Genomic DNA, 19,853 nt, shown 5'->3' on the forward strand with positions numbered 1-19,853 from the left:
GCGGTTACCGTGCCGGGATGAGTCGCTACTCAGGTTCACCTCGTGATGTCCGTGCCCGTGAATCCGGCCGGCCCGCTCGTCCGGCTGGGGGTCCGGGGGGCATCCCCCGGGAGACGCGGTATCCGGAGATCGAGCCGTACGACCGCGGCATGCTCGACGTGGGCGACGGAAACCGCGTGTACTGGGAGGTCTGCGGCAATCCGCTCGGCAAGCCCGCCGTGCTCCTGCACGGCGGGCCCGGGTCCGGCTGCACCCCCGGATTCCGGCGCTGCTTCGACCCCGACGCCTACCGGATCGTGCTGCTCGACCAGCGCGGCAGCGGACGCTCCACGCCGCACGCCGGTGACCCCGACACCGACATGTCCGTCAACACCACCAAGCACCTGCTCGCCGACCTCGAACTGCTCCGGCGGCACCTGCGCGTCGAGCGGTGGCTCGTCTGGGGCGTCTCCTGGGGGTCGGCGCTCGGCCTCCGGTACGCCCAGACCTACCCCGACCGGGTGTCCGAGCTCGTCCTCACCGGCCTCGCCACCGGGAGCCAGGCCGAGGTCGACCTGCTCACCCGGGGGCTCGGGCGGGTGTTCCCCGAGGCCTGGGCGGCCTTCAGGGACGGGGTGCCGGAGGCGGCGCGGGACGGCGATCTCGCCGGGGCCTACCTGCGGTTGCTGTCGTCAGGGGACGCGGAGGTGCGGGTCCGGGCCGCGCGGGCCTGGACCGACTGGGAGACCGCCATCGCCATGGCGGCGCCCCGCTCCGTCGCCCGGTACGAGGACCCGGTGTTCCGGGCCGGGTTCGCCCGGACCGTCACCCACTACTTCGCCAACGGGCACTGGTTGGGGGAGGACGAGGTGGTGCTGCGGGACGCGGGGGCGTTGCGGGGGATTCCGGGGGTGGTGGTGCAGGGGAGCCTCGACTTCGGGAACTTGCTGGGAGTGCCCTGGCGCTTGCAGCGGGGCTGGGGGGACGGGGAGTTGGTCGTGGTGGGGGATGTGGGGCATGACGCGGGGGCCGCGGGGATTGTCTCCGCGGTGGTTCGGGCTACGGACGGGTTCCGGTAGGCCCTGCGGGGCTTTCCCCGGTCCCGCCCCTTCCCGGAACCCTGGGCTGCGCCCCTGGAGCGTGCCCGCCGTCGGGGTGATCTTCCGGGGGCCGGGGGAAGTTCGCGTGACCGGGTGGGCACGTTGTGCGCAATGTGCCGGGAGCGCCGGTGCCTGGTGAGTGGAGCGGCCTGTGGTGCGCGGGAGACTGTCGCGGGGGCTTGTCTGGGGTGCCGCTCTTGTCGGGCTCGCCGTCTGTGGTGGGGTGGCCGCCCGTGCGGACGGGCGGGAGGCGCCGGGGGACGTCGAGTTCTGGGTGAACCCGGACACCCCGGCCGCACGGCAGATGGTCGCGTGGCGGCAGCAGGGGCGGCTCGCCGACGCCTGGTTCATGGGGCGCATCGCCGGGCGCGCCCAGGCCGAGTGGCTGTACGAGGACGCGGCGGCGGGGGCGGACGGCTCGGGCGGGACCCGGGACGTGGTGCGCGGGTACGTCGAGAAGGCCGCCGCCGCCGGGCGTACCGCCGTGCTCGTCGCCTACTTCGTGCCGCACCGCGACTGCGGGGACTACTCGGCGGGGGGCGCACGCGACGCCGCGCACTACCGCGCGTGGATCGACGCCTTCGCCGAGGGGATCGGCACGCACTCCGCGTACGTCGTCGTCGAACCGGACGCCGTCGCCCAGGAGGTCGCCGGGTGCGCGGGCGTCGACGCCGCCGAGCGGTACGCGCTGCTCGCCCACGCCGTCACCCGGCTCAAGCAGCAGCCCGGCGCCAAGGTCTACCTCGACGCGGGCAACGCGAGCTGGATCCCCCAGGAGAGCCGCCTCGTCGAGCCGCTGCGCCAGGCAGGTGTCGACCGGGCCGACGGCTTCGCGCTCAACGTCTCCAACTACCGCACCACCGAGGAGACCGCCACGTACGGCCACCGCCTCGCCCGCGCCCTCGGTGGCGGCAAGCACTTCGTCATCGACACCAGCCGCAACGGCAACGGGCCCTACACGGGGGACGACAAGGCCTGGTGCAATCCGCCGGGCCGCGCCCTCGGCACCCCGCCCACCACCCGCACCGGCGACCCCGCCGTCGACGCCTTCCTGTGGATCAAGCGTCCGGGCGAGTCGGACGGCACGTGCCGGGGCGGGCCCGCCGCCGGGACGTGGTGGCCGGAGTACGCCCTCGGACTCGCCGTCCGGGCGCGCGCGGCGCACCTGGTGGCTCCGGCCACGGGCGTTCCCGGCGTGCGGGATGTTCCGGGAGGGCCCGACGATCCGGGAGCGCGGGACGCATCCGGTGGTCAGGGGCGCCAGACGTAGCGGACGTCCGGCTCGCGTTCCTCGTTGTCCGCGCCGTCCGTCCAGGCGTCCGCGGTGAAGCCGTGGCGTTCGTAGAAGCGGTGCGCGGGCTCGTTGACCTGGAAGGTACGCAGGCAGAGGCCGGTGGGGGCCTGATCCTTGGCCAGGGCGACGAAGCGGTCGCCGATGCCGCGCCCGCGCCACTCGGGCGCCAGGTACAGCTGGCTCAGTTCGGCCGGCGGGATCGGTGGCGCCGGTGCGCAGGTCTCGTGCGGTCCGGGGGCCTCGATGACCATCATGCCCACGACCTCGCCCGCCGCCTCCGCCACCCACGTGCCGCCCCGCCCCACCACCACGTACCGGAAGAAGTCCCGGACCTCGTCGTCGGAGTGGGCGCGGCGCACGGTCGGCAGCGCCGCGTCGTACGAGCGCAGGTACACGTCGGCCACGGCGAGCGCGTCCGCGTCGGTGGCGGGGCGCAGGACGACGGTGGCGGCCGGAGGGGTCACGCGCCGGACCCGGTGGGCACGACGGCCGTGGCGGTGATCTCCACCAGTTGGCCGGGGTAGCCGAGCACGGTCACGCCGAGGAGCGTCGAGGTGTGCGGGCGTTCGGCGAGGAGCCCGGAAGCGCGGACCACGTCCCACACCCGCGACAGCGCCCCGGGCTCGTCCCCGACGACGTACACCGTGCTCGCCACCACCTGCGAGAGATCGCTGCCGATGGCGCGCAGGGCCTCGTCGAGGTTGGCGATGACCTGCTGTGCCTGGAGGACCGGGTCGTCCGCGCCGACGAGGTTGCCTTCGGCGTCCAGAGGGACGGAACCGGCCATGAACGCGAGGCGCGTACCGGCTTCCACGACGGCCGCGTGGGCGTATCCGGGGGGCGGGAAGAGGCTGGGGACGACGGTTCGGTGGACAGGGTCGGTCGGGTCGAGAGTCATGAGGGCATCGTGCGGTGCCGGGCAGTGGGGGCGCATCCGGATTTCGGGGGCGCCCACCGCCGACAGCCGCCCGTGCGGGGATCAGCGCACCTGTGCCGGTGAACTGGCGCCCCGCACCCGCAGCTCGGGCGTGCCCGTGCCGTCCGCCCGCGCCGTCCAGATGTCCTGCTTGCGGCCCCCCTCGCGGGCCGGCAGCGCGTACGCCAGCGTGTCGTTGTCCAGCCAGGCCGCCTGGTCGTCGACGCTGTGGCGTTCGGCGAGGGGCTGTTCGCGCATGGTGCGCAGGTCGAGGACGTACAGGCGCCAGGGGTCCTTCGTGCCGCCGCGGACCCGCTTCTTGAAGGCGAGGCGGGTGTTGTCGGGGGACAGGGACGGGCACTCCACGTTCTCGCGCAGGGCGCGGGCCGACCACTTCCGCATGTCGCCCTGGACCAGGTACGTCCTGCCCTTCGTCGAGACGGTGGCGTAGAAGCGGTTGTCGTCGCGGGCGAAGGTGACGCCCCAGTAGTTGACGTCGGGGGAGTGGTAGCGGCGGCCGTCGATCGTGAGGGGGATCTCCTCCATGTTCTTGACCAGGTAGCCGGTGCGGGTGTCCAGGATCGAGGTGCGGGTGGAGAAGGACGAGTCGCCGCCCGCGTAACTGTCGCCGGTGGTGAACATCGTCCACGACAGCATCCGGCCGGACGCCGACACGCGTGCCCGGTTCGGGATGCCGGTGAGCGCCACGCGCCGCTTCTCGCGCAGCCGCTCGTCGAGGACCACGGCGTACGACTTCGGCGGGATGCCGGGGCGGCGCAGCAGGCACAGGGCGGTGCCCCCGGCGGCGTAGAAGCGTTCGCAGGAAGGGCCGCCCGGGGTGCGGGGGCCGGTGCCGGACGCGGACAGGCGGGCGACGCGGCCCGCGCCCGCCTGCGTCGAGCGGAAGTAGAGGTGGCCGGGGTCGAGGGCGAACTCCGAGCGGGAGGCGATCGGTTCGGCCCGGTGGACGGCGCGCACGGTGTACGTGACGGCCACGGCGGCGAGCAGGGCCGCGGCCGCCACGACGGAGACGACGCGCAGGCGGGTGGACGCCCCGGGCGGGGTGAGGGTCATGGGGTGCCTTCCGGGGGTGCGTGGGGTTTCTCCGGGGGCGCGTGCGGCTCTTCGGGTACGGGGGTGGGGGCGAGGGCCGGTGCCGTGGTCTGCGGCGTGCCCTCCGTCGACCGCAGCAGCACCGCCCCGCCCGCGAGCGCCACTGTCAGCGCGAGCGCCGCGCACGTCAGGGCCGCGCCGATGCCCCACAGCGTCCAGGCCGCGCCGAACCCCGCCGCGGCGAGCAGCCGGCTGAGCGCCTGGCCCGTCTGGAGCACCGCCATGCCGCTCGCCCGCCGCCCCTCCGGCAGGCACGGTGTGGCCAGGGCCATCAGGACGCCGTCGGTCGCCGCGTAGAACACGCCGAGCGCGAGCAGCACCCCGACGAGCAGCGTCCGGCCGCCGGTGGGCAGGAGCAGCAGGACGTACGCGGCGAGCAGCGCGCCGTGCCCCGCGAGGAACGGGCCGCGGCGCCCGACGCGGTCGGCGAGCCGTCCCACCGGCACGGCGAGCAGCAGATACACCGCCGCCGTACCGAGCGGAAGCAGCGGGAACCAGCTCTCCGCGAAGTCCAGGCGCCGCTGCAGCAGCAGATAGAGGAAGGCGTCCCCGACGGTCGCCGCGCCGAGCAGCGCGGCGGCGGCGCAGACGCGGCGGAAGGCGGGGACGCGCAGGAGCGTGAGGGCCTTGCGGGGGCGGGACGCCGGTGCCGTGGCGGGCGCGGTGGGCAGTGCCCCCCGGCCCGGCACGAACGCCACCAGGAGCAGCACCCCGAAGAGCCCGAAGCAGAAGCTGACGACGAACACCGCGTCGTAGGCGTCCGCCGTCACCCACAGCAGCGCGAACGCCGCCAGCGGGCCGAGCAGCGCGCCCGTCGTGTCCATCGCCCGGTGCACGCCGAACGCCCGGCCGAGGCCGTCCGGCGGACTGCTCAGCGAGATCAGCGCGTCCCGGGGCGCGGTCCGCACGCCCTTGCCGAGGCGGTCCGCGGCGATCGCCGCCCCGATCCCGGCCGTGGCGCCGCCCGCGAGCAGCAGACCGAGCCGGGACAGCGCGGACAGCAGGTACCCGGAGCCCGCGACGAGCTTGTGCCGCCCGCCGCGGTCGGCCGCGTACCCGCCGAGGAGCCGTACGAACGCCGTGGCGCCGTTGTAGAGACCGTCGAGGAAACCGAACGCCAGCGGGGACAGGCCGAGGCCGAGGACGAAGTACAGCGGGAGGATCGCCGCGACCATCTCCGAGGAGATGTCGGTGACGAGGCTGACGGCGCCGAGCGCGAGGACGGGTCCGGTGACGCGACCGCGCCCCTTGCCCTTGCGCCCGTCGCCCTTCCCGGCGTTCCCGCCCTCGCCCGCGCCCTTGCCCTTCTTCTTGTCCTTGGCCGTGGCGACGGCGTCCGTGGTGGCCAGATACATCTGCGCGACACCCGGGCCGGGTCAGCGGCAGCTGTACGACGGGCTGGTGTCCTTCGTGGACCCGTCCGTGCCGATCAGCTTCCAGGAGAAGCCCGTGTCGGTGAAGTCGAGCTTCACGACGCCATAGGTGTTGGTGATCCGCTTCTGGCTGTTGGGCTGGACCTCCTCGATCTTGTACGGGTTCGCTCCGCCCGTACCGGCGAGGATCTCCACGATGCCGCTCGAACTCGCCGAGCCGTTCGACTTCTGCGGCGCGAACCGCTCGTAGTGGTGGTCGTGGCCGCCGAGGACCAGCTCCGCCTTCGCGGCTTCGAGCAGCTTCCAGACCTGCTTGCCGACGGGGTTGTTGCCGTGCTCGCCGGAGGAGAACAGCGGGTGGTGCCAGTACGCGGCCACGCACTTCTTGGAGTTCGCGGCCAGGTCCTTCTTCAGCCACTCGATCTGCGAGCTGCTGTCGAAGCTGTTGGAGTCGAGCGCGATGAAGTGCCAGTTGTCCTGGTCGAAGCTGTAGTAGCTCTTGCCGTTGGGGTAGGCGACCGAGCCGAAGTAGGACTTGTAGCCCTTGAGCGGGCCCGCCGGGTCGTACGTCTCGTGGTTGCCCGGCACCGGCTTGGTCTTGTCCTTGAAGGCGCCCCAGGTGGTCGCGTAGTACTTCTTGAAGTCCTTCAGGCGGGCGTCGTCGTACTGGTTGTCGCCCATCGTCAGCACGAACTTCGGGTCGAGCCGCTGGACGAGCGCGGCCGTCTTCGGGTGCGCGCAGTCGCTGTCGCTCTTGGTGCACTGCTCGGCGATGTCGCCCACCGCCACGGCGGAGAAGGCGGCCCGCGGCGACGCCGCGGCGTCGGCCTCGTCGGCCGGCGACCACAGGAGCACGCCGCCGACCACGGCGAGTGCGGTGGCCGAGGCGGCCGGAATGACCCAACGGGCCTTGGGTGTACGGGAGTTGGGGGTCGAGCCGGAGGTGTTGGTGGTTCGGGGGATGAGCGGCATGTCCGTCTCCTGATCGCGTGGGGGTGGCGCGTGGGGGGTGCGGGAGATGCGTCCGGTGGTGCTGTCCCAGGAATGGTGGCGAGGGGGCATGTGCGCGTCAAGATTGTTGACCAATAATTGTTAGGAAAGTTTCCTACCGTGGGGTGGGGCGGCCGCGTGGAGTACGGCGACGCGGTGGTCGCGCGGGGCTAGCGGCGGGGCGAACGCACAGGTCCGAAGGGTGCGCGGGGCGCGCGGGCGGACTCGACGCCGAGGTGGGGTGGGGGGTCGCCTTAGGGTGGCGGTGGGAGCTGACGGGTGCGTGCGCGAGTGACGGGTGAAGTGATGGCGGTGACGGCTGGCGGTGCCGCGGTGGCCTCTGCCGGTGTTCGCCGTGCCGTGGCCGGGGGTCCTGCCGACGAGGGTCCCGCCGCCGACGGCGCCGCCCGCGCCGTTCTCGTGCGAACCTGCGCTGCCGTCTTTCTGCCCGCCGAGGTGCCCCGCGACGGCGTGCTCGCGTGGTGGCGGCCGGACGGCGGGGAACTGCCCGACGTGCCCGGCGCTGGGGGCACGGGAGGCACGGGAGGCACGGGAACGTGGGGGCGGGGGGAGCTGACCGTCGTGCGCCGTCATGGCGCGGGGGTGCGCAGGCGGGTCGTGCCCGCGCTGTTCGCGCCGGTGGGGGAAGGGGTGGAGGTGTTGCTGGGGGGTGCTGGTGGTGAGGTGGCCCGTGCCGAGGCCCAGGGCCGCGCTCGCGCCGACGGCTCCGCCCGCCCCCATCGTCGCCCGGCCGTCGTCGCTCGCCCCGCCGCGCACCCCGCCGCCGCGTGCTGGGAAGCCGCCGCCCGGCACGCCCTGCACCTCGCCGCCCGGGGCAGGCTGCTGCCCGGCCTGACCGATGCCGACGTGGACGCGTGGCGGGCCGGGCCGCTCGGCGCCGAGGACGTCGCGCACCTGCGGGCCATCGCCGCCGCCCTGCCTCCGGAAGCGCATGCCGCGCCCCTGCCCGGCGCCCGCGCGCCGCTGCTGTTGCCCGAGCCGTACGCGCTGGTCAGGGCATTCGTCGACGCGGTCCTCGACGTCCTGCCGCGCACCCCGGCCGCCGCGTACGCCGTCGGCGCGCCCTTCGCCGCCCGTGCCCCGCAGTCGCTGCCCGGTGCGCGCGAGTGGGCGGCGGAGGTGGCGGCCGGGCAGGACGCGGGGGTGCGGGTGTCGCTGCGGGTGGATCTGCGGGCGCACGACCTGTTCGACGGGGAGGAGGAGGGTGCCGGGGCGGGCGAAGGGCTCGCCCCGGCCGGGGCCGGTGGGGGTGCCGGGGTCGGCGAGGGTGCCGCCGCCGGGGCCGCTGCCGCCGTCCTCCAGGTGCACAGCCTCGCCGACCCCACCCTCGTCGTCGACGCCGCGCGGCTCTGGGAGGGCGCCGAGCACTTCGGGCCGCGCGCCAAGGCCCAGACGCTGCTCGCGGTACGCCGGGCCGCCCGCGTCTGGCCGCCGCTCGGGCGCCTCGCCGACCGGCCGCGCCCCGACGTGCTCCCGCTCACCGAGGCCGAGCTGTACGACCTCCTGGGCGCCACCGCGACCCGGCTCGGCGCGGCCGGGGTCGACGTGCACTGGCCGCGGGAGCTGTCGCGGGAGCTGACCGCGACCGCCGTGGTGCGGCCCGCTCCGGGCACGGCCGCTGACAACTTCGACTTCTTCAAGACCGAGCAACTGCTCGAATTCCGCTGGCAGTTGGCGCTCGGCCCGCACAGGGGCGAAAGCGGGGACGGTGACCCCGGCACCGAGGAGGGCGGCTCCCCGCTCACCGAGGCCGAGATGGACGCCCTCGCCGAGGCCCACCGCCCCATCGTGCGACTGCGCGACCAGTGGGTCCTCGTCGACCCCGATCTCGTCCGCAAGGCCCGCAAGCGCGACCTGGGCCTGCTCGACCCCGTGGACGCCCTCACGGTCGCGCTCACCGGCGCCGCCGAGGTGGACGGCGAACGCGTGCCCGCCGTACCCACCGGCGCCCTCGCCCACCTGCGCGAACGCCTCACCGGCGACCCGCACCCCGTCCCGCAGCCACCCGCGCTCAAGGCCACCCTGCGCGACTACCAGCTCCGCGGCCTGGCCTGGCTCGACCGCATGACCGCGCTCGGCCTCGGCGGCTGCCTCGCCGACGACATGGGGCTCGGCAAGACCGTCACCCTCATCGCCCTGCACCTGCACCGGGCGCGCCCCGAACCGACCCTCGTCGTCTGCCCCACCTCCCTCCTCGGCAACTGGCAGCGCGAGATCGAACGCTTCGCGCCTGATGTCCCCGTACGCCGCTTCCACGGCGCGGGCCGCAGCCTCGACGACGTACCCGACGGCGCCCTCGTCCTCACCACGTACGGCACGATGCGCACCAGCGCCGCCGAACTCGCCGCCCGCGACTGGGACCTGGTCGTCGCCGACGAGGCGCAGCACGTGAAGAACCCGCACGCGGCGACGGCCCGGGCGCTGCGCACCCTTCCCGCCGCCGCGCGCGTCGCCCTCACCGGCACGCCCGTCGAGAACAACCTCTCCGAGCTGTGGGCCCTCCTCGACTGGACCACCCCCGGGCTGCTCGGCCCGCTCAAGGCGTTCCGCGCCCGGCACGCCCGCCTCGCCGAGGCCGGCGGCTCCCCCGAGAGCGACGAGGCCGTGGCCCGGCTCGCCCGCCTCGTCCGCCCCTTCCTCCTGCGCCGCAAGAAGTCCGACCCGGGCATCGCCCCCGAACTGCCCCCGAAGACGGAGACCGACCACCCCGCGCCCCTCACCCGCGAGCAGATCGCGCTCTACCAGGCGGTGGTGCGCGAGACGCTCGCCCGCATCGAGGCCGCCGACGGCATCGCCCGCCGCGGCCTGGTCATGAAGCTGCTCATGGCTCTCAAGCAGATCTGCAACCACCCCGCGCAGTACCTCAAGGACAGCGCCGCCCTCACCGGCACCGGCCGCTCCCGCTCCGGCAAGCTGGAACTCCTCGACGAGCTCCTCGACACGATCCTGGCGGAGGACGGCTCGGTCCTGGTCTTCACGCAGTACGTCGAGATGGCGCGGCTCCTCGAAGCCCACCTGACCGCGCGCGGCGTACCCACCCAACTCCTGCACGGCGGTACGCCGGTGGCCGCGCGCGAGACGATGGTGGACCGCTTCCAGGCGGGCGAGGTCCCGGTCTTCCTGCTCTCCCTCAAGGCCGCGGGCACCGGCCTGAACCTGACCCGCGCGAGCCACGTCGTGCACTACGACCGCTGGTGGAACCCCGCCGTCGAGGACCAGGCCACCGACCGCGCGTACCGCATCGGCCAGACCCAGCCCGTCCAGGTCCACCGCCTCATCACCGAGGGCACGGTCGAGGACCGCATCGCCGAACTCCTCGCCGCCAAGCAGGCCCTCGCGGACGCGGTGCTCGGCGACGGCGGCGACGCGGCCCTCACGGAGCTGTCGGACGCGGAGCTGTCGGAGCTGGTGACGTTGCGGAGGGTGCGATGAGCCCCGCCATGGACGAGGGGGCATCCGCCCGCGCCGAGGCCCGCCCGGGCGGCGGGCCTTCGCGAGCGGGCTCCGGGTTGGGCCGCGGTGCTGCCTCCGGGACGGGCGGCGGGGCGGGCGGCGGTGCTGCCTCCGGGACGGCCTCCGGCCCGAGCGGCGGCGTGCCCTCCCGGACCGCCCTCGGCCTGGGCGGCGGAGCCCGCTCCCGCGTCTTCCCCGCCCTCCCGCCCCGCACCGGCCTCGACGCCCCCTTCGCCTCGACGTGGTGGGGCAACGCGTGGATCGCCGCGCTGGAGGACTCGGCCCTCGACCCGGCCCGCCTGGCCCGCGGCCGCGCGTACGCCCGCGAGGGCCACGTCGACACGATCACCGTCGCGCCGGGCCGCATCGTCGCGTACGTCCACGGCAGCCGCCCCCGCCCCTACCGCGCCGAACTCCGCATGCGTACCCTCACGCCCGCCGACTGGGACCGCCTCCTCGACGCGGCCGTCGCCGACCCCGCCCACCTCACGGCCCTGCTCACCCGCGACATGCCCGAAGCCCTCGCGACCACCGCCGACCGCACCGGCGTCCCCCTCCTCCCCGGCCACGGCGACCTCGTCCCGTCCTGCGCCTGCCCCGACCGCGGCCACCCCTGCAAGCACGCCGCGGCCCTCACCTACCAGACGGCCCGCATCCTGGACGCCGACCCCTTCGTGCTCCTCCTCGTGCGGGGTGCCGACGAGACGCGCGTACTGGACGAACTCGCGCGCCGCAACGCGCACTTCGCGGCCAGGGAGGCGACGCCGCGCCCTCCGGCGGCTGCGTACGGGGAGAGGCGGACGCCGAGGGTTCCTTCGGGCGACACCGCTCGCACGGAGGCCGCCGCCGGCGGTGCCGTCAGCCGCGAGGCGGAGACGGGGGCGGGGGCTGCTGAGGCCGACGAAGTGCTGCGTCGGGTGCCGGGGACGCACGACGGCTCCGGTACGGCGACCGGGGCGGACGACGCCTTCCGTACGCCGGCGTCCGCACAGGGCGACGCCGCCCGTCCGGCGACCGGGGCGGACGACCCACCCGGGACACAGAAGGCCGCGCGCCCGTCGGACGCGGTGCGAAAGGCCATCCGCTCGGCCGCCCGAGCGGGGGAGGCGGCTCGTCCGGCACCGGAGGCGGGTGACAGCGCGTACCCGACGGCTGCGCCCCACACCACCCCTCGCCCCTCCGACGCGCCCCGATCCACCACCCCCCGCCCCTCCGACGCGGCCCGCAACGCCATCCGTCGCCCGGCCACCGCCGACCAGGGCGTCCCTCCGGCCCACCGACAGCCGGACAGCCCGCACCACCCCCTCCAGCACCCGGAGAACACAAGCCCCTCCGCGCAACGGAGCCCCTTGCCCTCCGCGCAACGGAACCCTCTGCCCTCCGCGTCCGAGAGCCCCCTGCCCTCCCCGCCGAGAAGCCCCCTCCCCGCCGACCCGACGACGGCTGCCCCCGCCTCCCCCTCCTCCCCCTCCTCCCCGAAGTCGGCCACCCCGGCCCTCCACCCCGAACGGCCCGTAGCAGCGCCCCTCACGCCTCCGCCGCTCCCCGGCGTCCCCGCCCGGGACGTCCTCAGCAGCGACCACCGTCCCCCGCTCCCGCCCCCGTTCCCCGTCCCGCAGCACCCCGGTGAGCCGCCCGTCCTGCCCGCCGGGCCGGGTGCGCCCGACGCGACGGCGTTGGAGTTCCTGGCGACGGACGCGGCGGTGCGGGCCCACGCGCACCTGCGGTGGGGGGAGTCCCCGTTCGCGGTCGACGCCTGGCTGGACGCGGTGCGGCTCGCCGCGTCGCACCCCGGGCTCACGGGCCGCCGGACGTTCAGCCGTCAATTCGCTGCGCTGGCCGCGTCGGTGGGCCGCGCCCCCGCCGACCTGTCCCGCGCGGCGGCGGCCTGGCGGCAGGGCGGCGAGGAGGGCCTCGCGGTCCTGGAGTCCCCCTGGGACCCGCCGGCGGGTCCCTTCGACCGCGCCAGGGGCGCCCTCGCCGCCGCGCACCTGCCCCGCATGACGATCCACCACAATCACCTCACGGACCCCACCGCCAGCCATCAGATCCGCTACGGCCACGACGGCCGCTGGTACCCCTACCGGGGCGAGACCCACGCGGGCCGCACCGACTGGTGGCCGGACGGCTCCGCCGACGAGGACCCGGTCGGAGCCCTCACGGGTCTGCTCGGCCCCTGACAGCCACGGCCGCTACCGTGGAACCTCCAGCGGCGGCAGCGGAAGCAGCGGCGGCAGCGGCGATGAAGGAGACCTCGTGGACGCAGAGTTGACCGCCCTCGCGGCGGCCGGAGCCACAGCGCTCGTGCAGTCGATGGTGGGGGACGGGTGGGCGCACGCGCGGGATCGGGCCGTCGGGTTCTTCACGCGGCGGCGCGCGGCGGACGGCGACGGTGCCGCGCTCGCCGTCGGCGGTGAACTCGACGAAGCGCGCGCGGAGTTGGTCGCCGCACGTGACGCCCAGGACGCGGACACCGCCGCCGACGTCCAGGCCGAGTGGCGCAACCGGATGCGGCGGGCCCTGCGGGACGACCCGGAAGCCGCAGCCGAACTGCGTTTGCTCCTTGACGAGTTGGCGCCCGATGAAAGCGAGGACGGGCGGAGCGGGAACGTGCGCAACACCATCAGCGGTGGCGTGCAGCACGGCAACGTCATCCAGGCCCGCACCGTGGGCGACGTCACGCTCGGCTGAGCCCTGGGCGGCCGAACGGCCGGATTGGCCGCAGGAGCCGGGGGCAGCGGCGTGCAACCGGCTCCCGGCACCCGGTGAACGGCCTGACCGGCGTGGCTCAGAAGTCCACCCGCGCCCGGTCGTCCAACCGGCCCACCGAGTCCTGCTTGAACTTCTTCTCGTAGTCGGAGCGGATCTCCTCGATGAGGACGTCCCGCTTCTTCGCCTCGGCGGTGGGGTACAGCAGGATCAGCTCGTACGACCGCTCCCGCTCGATCTTGCCGTTGCTGTCCTTCCACTGGCCCCGGCCCTGCTGGATGGTCAGGCCGTCGGAGAAGCCGGGCGTGACCTCGGTGTCGATGAACTTCATGAACTGCTTGTCCGTCACGGCCGGGCCGCCGTCGGGGCGTTCGGTGCCGAAGAACAGGCGGGTCTCGACGAAGGGCTCGCCGCGCGAGGCCGTGGCCCGCGTGCGGGGCGCCGAATCGTCGGAGTCCAGGGCCGCGTACGCTGTCGGCGCGCCGATCGCGAGGACCGCCGCCGTGGCGGCCAGGGCGATGCGCGGGCCGGTGAGGGTGAGCGTGAGGGCCATGAGGGCCGCCTTTCGTGCGGGCGCGCGGCCGCGCGGGCCGGGCGACGGGTGCGACGGGGTGCGGGGCGCCGACGGCCGGGTGCGGAGCGGCCTCGACGGGCGTAAACAGTAGAGGACCCGGGCCCCGTGGACGTGTCGGCGCACGGGGCCTGTCCGTAAGTCGCCGTCTTCCGTTCCGTCACCCTCATCCCTTACCTTTCCCAGGACTTGACGGGTGTGGCGGAGGGGACAGCGGTGCGTGCGGTGACGGATCGGTCGGTGGGTGCGGGAAGCACGTTGAGTGCGGACAGCGCGGAAGCTGCGGACAGTGGGGGAGGGGCAGGGGGTGCTGTAGGTGTCGGGCGTGCCGGAGCCGGGGCGCCGCTGTGGCGTGGCAGAGCCCTCGGGCTCGCCCTCGTCTGCGCCGTCGCCGGTGCCCTGGCCACCGCCCCGTCCGCCGTCGCCGACGGCGGCCCCGCGTCCGAGCCCGCCGCCGCGTCCTCCGGCGCCTCCTCTTCGTACGCCGCCACCACCGGCGTCGGTGTCCACAACGCGTACGAGAAGTCCAAGTACCCCTACTTCGCGGACGCCCTGGACTCCGGCGCGGCGATGCTCGAGATCGACGTGTGGACCAATGTCTTCGGCGGTGGCTGGCGCGTCTCGCACAGCAACCCCGTCGGCAACGACAACAACTGCGAGAACGCGCAGCGGCCCGAGGAACTGCGCACCAAGGCGCGCAACCAGCGCCTCGACGGCTGCCTCGCCGACATGAAGGCCTGGCACGACGCCCACCCGGGCCACCGGCCCGTCCTCGTGAAGGTCGAGCTGAAGGACGGCTTCCAGGCGAAGAACGGCCGCGGCCCCGCCGAACTCGACGCCCTGCTGCGCAGCAAGCTCGGCGACGCCCTCTACCGGCCAGGCCAGCTCGCCGAGGGCAGCGCGAACCTCGACGAGGCCGTCCAGAAGAAGGGCTGGCCCGACCGGTCGGACCTCGCGGGCAAGTTCGTCGTCGAGCTGATCCCCGGCACCGTCGAGCAGAACAACCCGGCCGACAAGCTGTGGACCGACCGCGAGTACGCCACCCACCTGCGCGACCTCGCCGCCGCCGGCCGCCTCGCGGACGCGGGCGCCTTCCCCGCCGTCCTCGGCGCCGCGTCCGGCGACCCGCGCACGCGCTACACCGACGCCTCGACCCGGCCGTGGTTCGTGCTGTTCGACGGGGACGCGTCGGTGTACGCGGGCGGGTCCGTCGACACCAAGTGGTACGCCGACCGGCGCTACCTCGTCGTCATGTCCGACGCCCACAACGTGCCGCCCGCCATCAGCGCGACCAACCCGACCGAGGCCCAGGCCCGCGCCCGCGTCACCCTCCTCGCGGGGCGGCACGCCAGCATCGTGTCGTCCGACTGGTATCCGCTGCCGGGGGTGCTCTCCACGGTGCTTCCGCGCGGGTAGCGGCCGTCGCCGGGGCCGTCAGGGCTGGAAGCGTATCCACACCGGCGCGTGGTCCGACCCCGGCGCGTCCCGCCGCTCCTGCGGGTCCGCCCCCACCGAGGGCAGGTCGAGCCCCGCCGGGTCGTCCGGCAGCCCCGTGTTCGCCTCGCCGTCGGCCACCACCCGGGCGGTGAGGCGGTGGCTCAGGAGCACGTGGTCCATCAGTTCCCGGCGGCCGAAGCTGACGCGGGAGAAGCGGCGTTCGGGCGGTATCAGCGGCGCCACGTTCCACAGCCGCGTCGCATCGCCCTTGTCCGGCCTGGCGTACCCGGGCGTGCCCAGCTCGGAGCCCGGCGGGCCGAGCAGGATCTGGGTGGTGGCGGCCGCCGCCTCGTCGTTGAGGTCGCCGAGGACGGCCACATCGCGGGACTGGCCCTTCCGGTCGATCAGTTCGTCGGCGAGGGCGCGCAGCGTCGCTGCCTCGGCGGTCCGGCGGTAGAGCGCGTACGCCCCGACGCGGGCCCGTTCGCCCTCGTCACGCGGCTGGAACCGGCCGCCCGGATACGTCAGGAGCTTCGACTTCAGATGGCAGACGGCCGCGTCCAGGGTGATCGCCCGGCTGACGACACGTACGGCGAACAGGCCGCGGCCCGTCGTGCCGACCCGCCCGCCCGCGTCGTCGCCCTGCACCGGCCGCAGCTTCGGCGGGAACGCCTCGACGTCGGCCAGGACCTCCAGGTCGAGCCGGCTGAGGAAGCCGACGCGGATGCCCCGGCCGTCCGCGTGCCGCGACACCGCCGTGTGCCAGTCGCCGTCGAGCATCGCCGCGAGGTCCGCGAGGGCGGCCGGATCGCCGACCTCCTGCACGCCGAGCAGGCTCGGGTCGAGGGCGCGCACCGTCTCCGCGAGCGCGGCCAGCTTCGCCTCGTACGCCGTCTTGTCGGTCGGGCCCGACGGGCCGCCGGGGCGGAAGAGGTTCTCCAGGTTCCAGGTGCCGAGGAGCATGCCGGGCTCCTTCGCCGTCGTGAGGTGACGGGAGGTGAGGTGAGGTGACGTGAGGTGTCGGGGGCGACGTGAGGTGGCGAGGGGTCGCGTGAGGCTGGTGCGGCGTGCCGTGCGGGCGGTGTCCCACTGGAGGCCGCGGGCCCGAGAACGGCGGCGCGCGGCTGCCGCCAGAGTGCCTCCGAAACGCCTGCCGCGACAGGCCTACGGCGGACCCACTCCCCGTACCGTGAACAGATGACCGAGCCTGCCGCATCCGGCCCCGCCGACCTCATCATCATGGGCTGCACGGCCCTCGTCCACGACTCGGCCGAGCGCGTCGGCTTCGCGGCGGACACCGCGATCGTCGTACGCGACGGGGTCATCGCCGACGTCACCACGACCGCCGCCGCGGCCCCGCTCGCCGCCGTCGAACGCATCGACGCCCGCGGCCAGGCGGTCCTGCCCGGCCTGATCAACTGCCACACCCACTCCCCGATGGTGGCCCTGCGCGGCATCGCCGAGGACCTGCCCGTGGAGGAGTGGTTCAACGACTACGTCTGGCCCATCGAGTCCAACCTCGAAGAGCGTGACGTGGAGCTCGGCGCGCGCCTCGCCTGCGCCGAGATGATCCGCGGCGGCGTCACCACCTTCGCCGACCACTACTTCGCCATGGACACCGTCGCGGACGTCGTCGCCGGGACGGGCCTGCGCGCCAGCCTCGGCCAGGCGTACTTCTCCTCCCAGGGCCCCGAGGGCCGGGAGGCGTCCCTGGACTTCGCGCTGCGCCGCGCCGGATCCGCCGACGGCCGCGTCACCACCTGCCTGGCCCCGCACGCCCCGTACACCGTCGACGACGCCGACCTCGCCGCGACCGCCGAACTCGCCCGCGAGCACGGCCTGCTGGTGCATCTGCACGCCGCCGAGAGCCGCGCCCAGACCGAGCACAGCCTGGAGCGGCACGGCGCCACGCCCATCGAGATCCTGCACCGCGCGGGCCTGTTCGACGTCGACGTCCTGATCGCCCACGGCACCGGCATCGTCGAGCGGGACCTGCCCGTCCTGGCCGGAGCCACCGGCCGCGTCGGCGTCGCCAGCGCGCCCCGCGGCTATCTGAAGTTCGCCTGGGACCCCACACCCGTCCGGGAGCTGGCCGGCCTCGGCATCCCCGTCGGCCTCGCCACCGACGGCGCCGCCTCCAACAACTCCCTCGACGTCTGGGAGGCCATGGCGCTCACCGCCCTCGTCCAGAAGTCCGCGACCGGCGACCCGCGCTGGCTGACCTCCCGCCAGGCCCTGCACCACGCCACACTGCAGAGCGCGCGAGCGGTCGGCCTCGGCGAGTCCATCGGCTCGATCGCCGTGGGCCGCCGCGCCGACCTGATCCTCGTCGACCTCACCGGACCCCACACCCAGCCCGTCCACGATCTCGCCGCCACCCTGGTCCACAGTGCCCGCAGCGGGGACGTGCGGACGACCGTCGTCGACGGCCGTGTCCTGATGCGGGACCGGGAACTTGTGACCGTCGATGTGACCTCCGTGGTACGGGAGCTGGGGGAGCGGATGCCCGCCCTCGTGGAGCGCGGGCACGGGAAGCGGATCCAGGAGTACGACGCCTGAGGACGCCGTAGGGGTCGGCGGCGCGGGGCCCGCCGCTCACCGGGGCGGCGCGTTCCCTAGGGTGGGGTCATGGCGATTCCCGCGGCACCCGAGCCTCTCGACGGGCTCATGACCGACCCCTACGGCACCTACGCCCACCTGCGCGAGAGCGCCCCCGTGCGGCGGATCGCCGGGCCCGACGGGACCCCGGCCTGGCTCGTCACACGCTACGCGGACGTCCGCGCGGCACTCACCGACCCGCGCCTCTCGGTGGACAAGAGGCACGCGCTGCCGGGGAGTTACCGGGGCTTCTCGCTGCCGCCCGCGCTGGACGCCAACATGCTGAACATGGATCCGCCCGACCACACCCGCATCCGCCGCCTGGTCGTCAAGGCGTTCACGAAGCACCGGGTCGAGAGCCTGCGCGCACCCGTCCGGCGCACGGCCGACGAACTCCTCGACGCCATCGAAGGCACGGCCCGCGGCGAGGGTACGGGCCGCGCCGACCTCGTGGCCGCGTACGCCACGCCGCTGCCCGTCATCACCATCTGCGACCTCCTCGGCGTGCCCGCCGACCACCGGCGCGACTTCACGGACTGGACCGACGCGCTCATCGCGCCGGACCCCGCGAAGCCCGACCGCGCCAAGGAGACGGTCGTCGAGATGCTCGGCTTCTACACCGCGCTCATCGCCGACAAGCGTGAGCGGCCGGGCGAGGACCTGCTCTCCGACCTGATCGCGGTCCGTGACGACGGTGACCGGCTCAGCGAGGACGAGCTGACGTCACTCGCCTTCCTGCTCCACTTCGCCGGGTACGAGAACGCCGTACAGCTCATCGGCAACGCCGCGCTCGCCCTGCTCCGCCACCCCGAGCAGCTCGCAGCCCTGCGGGCCGACCCGGCGCGACTGCCGGGCGCCGTCGAGGAGTTCATGCGGTACGACACCTCGGCGGTGTTCTCCATCCGGCGCTTCGCGCGCGAGGACGTCACGATCGGGGGCGTGCGCGTCCAGGCCGGGGAGACCGTGTTCCTCGGCCTCGGCTCCGCGGGCCGCGACCCCGACCGCTTCGCCGACCCGGACCGCCTCGACCTCGACCGGGACGCGAGCGGCCATCTCGCCCTCGGTCACGGCATCCACCACTGCGTGGGCGCGCCCCTGGCCCGGCTGGAGCTGACGACCGCGATCGGCGCGCTCCTCGAACGCTTCCCGGACCTCGCGCTCGGCGTGCCCGAGAGCGAGCTGCGGTGGCGGCCCTCGATCCGGGCGCGGGGGCTTCTCGCGCTGCCGGTGGTGTTCTGAACGGGCCCTCGGGGGGCCGCCGGAGGGGCCGGGAACCCTTCCGGCGGCCCGGCTGAGAAAAAACCCGGGAAATCCCGTACGGGACCGATGAGTTCTTGTGAGACATCGAGTCAGCCCTCCCGAGAACCCGCGAACCGCGGACCGGATCCGGAGGAATGCGCCATGGGACTGCCGCAGATCGTCACGCGCGCGGAGTGGCTGGCCGCCCGCGAGAAGCTGCTCGTCAAGGAGAAGGCCGCCACCCGCGCCCGCGACGAGCTGAACGCCGACCGGCGCGGGCTGCCCATGGTCGAGGTGGACACGGACTATCTGTTCGACGGCGCGGACGGGAAGGCGACCCTGCTCGACCTGTTCGACGGCCGTGTCCAGCTGATCGTGTACCACTTCATGTTCGCCCCCGAGTGGGACGCGGGCTGCCGCAGCTGCTCGGCGTTCCTCGACCAGATCGGGCACCTCGCGCACCTGCGGGCACGCGGCACGACCTTCGTCGCCGTCTCGCGCGCCCCCTTCACCCGGATCCTGCCCTTCAAGGCCCGCATGGGCTGGGTCGTGCCCTGGTTCTCCACGTGCGGCGGCGATTTCAACCGCGACTTCGCCGCCTCCTTCACGGGGCCCGACGGCCGCGTCAAGGACCGCCCCGGCCTCAGCTGCTTCCTGCGTGACGGCGACCGCGTCTTCCACACGTACTCCACGTTCGACCGGGGCCTGGACGGCCTCGGCTCCACCACCAGCCTGCTCGACCTCACCGCGCTCGGCCGGCAGGAGGAGTGGGAGCGGCCCGAGGGCCGGGCGTCGGCGCTCGGGGCACCGGCGGGCAGCGACCGGGTGCGGTACCACGACGAGTACGAGGAGTACGACGGGTACGGGTACTGACGGCGCGCACGGGCCGCGTGTGCTGCGCCACGGCCCCAACTCTGTGTCGTTTAGGTCACGTTGCGAGTCAAATGGGGTGCGGTGCGCGTTCTCCTCGGTGCAGGGTCTTTGTTTTCGAGGGCCGCGGGGGACGCACAGTCTCCGAGGGCCTCGGCTTCGTACCGCACGACTGAGTCGCACACGGGGG

The 19,853-nt window shown here is 74.5% G+C and carries 16 protein-coding genes; 9 read left to right on the forward strand and 7 right to left on the reverse strand.

The genetic code is table 11. From position 1 onward, the window contains the following. Positions 1-101 precede the first annotated feature (101 nt). Positions 102-1,058, forward strand: a complete 957-nt coding sequence (pip, locus tag QUY26_RS30315; RefSeq protein ID WP_289956179.1) for a prolyl aminopeptidase — start codon at positions 102-104, stop codon at positions 1,056-1,058. Positions 1,059-1,302: 244 nt separating this feature from the next. Beyond that, positions 1,303-2,349 carry a glycoside hydrolase family 6 protein gene (locus tag QUY26_RS30320; RefSeq protein ID WP_289952169.1) on the forward strand — a complete coding sequence of 349 codons (1,047 nt, stop codon included), beginning with the start codon at positions 1,303-1,305 and terminating at the stop codon, positions 2,347-2,349. Here QUY26_RS30320 and QUY26_RS30325 read toward each other — a convergent pair. The 5 genes from QUY26_RS30325 to QUY26_RS30345 form a co-directional block, all read right to left on the reverse strand. Then, positions 2,331-2,837 (reverse strand): GNAT family N-acetyltransferase, encoded by a 507-nt coding sequence (locus QUY26_RS30325; protein ID WP_289952176.1) that lies wholly within the window; start codon positions 2,835-2,837, stop codon positions 2,331-2,333. The genes QUY26_RS30320 and QUY26_RS30325 overlap by 19 nt on opposite strands. After that, positions 2,834-3,271 carry a RidA family protein gene (locus QUY26_RS30330; RefSeq protein WP_289952179.1) on the reverse strand — a complete coding sequence of 146 codons (438 nt, stop codon included), beginning with the start codon at positions 3,269-3,271 and terminating at the stop codon, positions 2,834-2,836. The genes QUY26_RS30325 and QUY26_RS30330 overlap by 4 nt, the downstream gene beginning before the upstream one ends. A gap of 81 nt (positions 3,272-3,352) precedes the next feature. Next, positions 3,353-4,363 (reverse strand): TolB family protein, encoded by a 1,011-nt coding sequence (locus tag QUY26_RS30335; protein WP_289952180.1) that lies wholly within the window; start codon positions 4,361-4,363, stop codon positions 3,353-3,355. Next, entirely contained in the window at positions 4,360-5,757 is a 1,398-nt protein-coding gene (locus QUY26_RS30340) for an MFS transporter (RefSeq protein ID WP_289952181.1), read from the reverse strand. Before QUY26_RS30340 ends, QUY26_RS30335 begins: the two co-directional genes overlap by 4 nt. Before the next feature lie 21 nt (positions 5,758-5,778). Continuing rightward, the gene (locus tag QUY26_RS30345; RefSeq protein WP_289952185.1) at positions 5,779-6,747 is read right to left on the reverse strand and encodes a metallophosphoesterase family protein; all 969 of its coding nucleotides are present in this window, start codon (positions 6,745-6,747) and stop codon (positions 5,779-5,781) included. 324 nt (positions 6,748-7,071) lie between these two features. Here QUY26_RS30345 and QUY26_RS30350 point away from each other — a divergent pair, with 324 nt between their 5' ends. The 3 genes from QUY26_RS30350 (at position 7,072) to QUY26_RS30360 (ending at position 12,930) form a co-directional block, all read left to right on the forward strand. Then, entirely contained in the window at positions 7,072-10,218 is a 3,147-nt protein-coding gene (locus QUY26_RS30350; RefSeq protein ID WP_289952188.1) for a DEAD/DEAH box helicase, read from the forward strand. Then, on the forward strand, positions 10,215-12,419 hold the full coding sequence (locus tag QUY26_RS30355) for an SWIM zinc finger family protein (RefSeq protein WP_289952191.1): 2,205 nt from the start codon (positions 10,215-10,217) through the stop codon (positions 12,417-12,419). Before QUY26_RS30350 ends, QUY26_RS30355 begins: the two co-directional genes overlap by 4 nt. A gap of 76 nt (positions 12,420-12,495) precedes the next feature. Continuing rightward, positions 12,496-12,930: a hypothetical protein gene (locus QUY26_RS30360; protein ID WP_289952193.1), complete on the forward strand. Its 435-nt coding sequence runs from the start codon at positions 12,496-12,498 to the stop codon at positions 12,928-12,930. A gap of 97 nt (positions 12,931-13,027) precedes the next feature. Here the strand turns inward: QUY26_RS30360 and QUY26_RS30365 are convergent, their stop codons facing one another. Then, positions 13,028-13,501, reverse strand: coding sequence for a DUF3574 domain-containing protein (locus QUY26_RS30365; RefSeq protein ID WP_289952197.1), 474 nt, complete (start codon positions 13,499-13,501; stop codon positions 13,028-13,030). Between the two features lie 363 nt (positions 13,502-13,864). Here QUY26_RS30365 and QUY26_RS30370 point away from each other — a divergent pair, with 363 nt between their 5' ends. After that, the gene (locus QUY26_RS30370) at positions 13,865-14,935 is read left to right on the forward strand and encodes a phosphatidylinositol-specific phospholipase C domain-containing protein (RefSeq protein WP_436840539.1); all 1,071 of its coding nucleotides are present in this window, start codon (positions 13,865-13,867) and stop codon (positions 14,933-14,935) included. An 18-nt stretch (positions 14,936-14,953) separates the two neighbouring features. On the opposite strand, the gene QUY26_RS30375 is transcribed toward QUY26_RS30370, so the two are convergent. Then, positions 14,954-15,919 (reverse strand): endonuclease/exonuclease/phosphatase family protein, encoded by a 966-nt coding sequence (locus QUY26_RS30375; RefSeq protein ID WP_289952198.1) that lies wholly within the window; start codon positions 15,917-15,919, stop codon positions 14,954-14,956. A gap of 234 nt (positions 15,920-16,153) precedes the next feature. Between QUY26_RS30375 and QUY26_RS30380 the strand changes: the two genes are divergently transcribed. From QUY26_RS30380 to QUY26_RS30390, 3 genes are all read left to right on the forward strand, one after another. Then, on the forward strand, positions 16,154-17,515 hold the full coding sequence (locus QUY26_RS30380; protein ID WP_289952200.1) for an amidohydrolase: 1,362 nt from the start codon (positions 16,154-16,156) through the stop codon (positions 17,513-17,515). 69 nt (positions 17,516-17,584) lie between these two features. Further along, positions 17,585-18,793 carry a cytochrome P450 family protein gene (locus QUY26_RS30385; protein ID WP_289952202.1) on the forward strand — a complete coding sequence of 403 codons (1,209 nt, stop codon included), beginning with the start codon at positions 17,585-17,587 and terminating at the stop codon, positions 18,791-18,793. A gap of 162 nt (positions 18,794-18,955) precedes the next feature. Beyond that, positions 18,956-19,666, forward strand: a complete 711-nt coding sequence (locus tag QUY26_RS30390; protein WP_289952203.1) for a DUF899 domain-containing protein — start codon at positions 18,956-18,958, stop codon at positions 19,664-19,666. Positions 19,667-19,853 lie beyond the last annotated feature (187 nt).

Source organism: Streptomyces flavofungini (assembly GCF_030388665.1).
In the GTDB taxonomy this organism is placed as follows: Bacteria; Actinomycetota; Actinomycetes; order Streptomycetales; family Streptomycetaceae; genus Streptomyces; species Streptomyces flavofungini_A.

Bases quoted from the DNA above. Each gene is read 5' to 3' on its own strand.
- QUY26_RS30330 (WP_289952179.1), bottom strand. From the start codon at position 3,271: ATGACTCTCGACCCGACCGACCCTGTCCACCGAACCGTCGTCCCCAGC.
- QUY26_RS30335 (WP_289952180.1), bottom strand. From the start codon at position 4,363: ATGACCCTCACCCCGCCCGGGGCGTCCACCCGCCTGCGCGTCGTCTCC.
- QUY26_RS30340 (WP_289952181.1), bottom strand. From the start codon at position 5,757: ATGTATCTGGCCACCACGGACGCCGTCGCCACGGCCAAGGACAAGAAG.
- QUY26_RS30345 (WP_289952185.1), bottom strand. From the start codon at position 6,747: ATGCCGCTCATCCCCCGAACCACCAACACCTCCGGCTCGACCCCCAAC.
- QUY26_RS30350 (WP_289952188.1), top strand. From the start codon at position 7,072: ATGGCGGTGACGGCTGGCGGTGCCGCGGTGGCCTCTGCCGGTGTTCGC.
- QUY26_RS30355 (WP_289952191.1), top strand. From the start codon at position 10,215: ATGAGCCCCGCCATGGACGAGGGGGCATCCGCCCGCGCCGAGGCCCGC.
- QUY26_RS30365 (WP_289952197.1), bottom strand. From the start codon at position 13,501: ATGGCCCTCACGCTCACCCTCACCGGCCCGCGCATCGCCCTGGCCGCC.
- QUY26_RS30375 (WP_289952198.1), bottom strand. From the start codon at position 15,919: ATGCTCCTCGGCACCTGGAACCTGGAGAACCTCTTCCGCCCCGGCGGC.
- QUY26_RS30380 (WP_289952200.1), top strand. From the start codon at position 16,154: ATGACCGAGCCTGCCGCATCCGGCCCCGCCGACCTCATCATCATGGGC.
- QUY26_RS30385 (WP_289952202.1), top strand. From the start codon at position 17,585: ATGGCGATTCCCGCGGCACCCGAGCCTCTCGACGGGCTCATGACCGAC.
- QUY26_RS30390 (WP_289952203.1), top strand. From the start codon at position 18,956: ATGGGACTGCCGCAGATCGTCACGCGCGCGGAGTGGCTGGCCGCCCGC.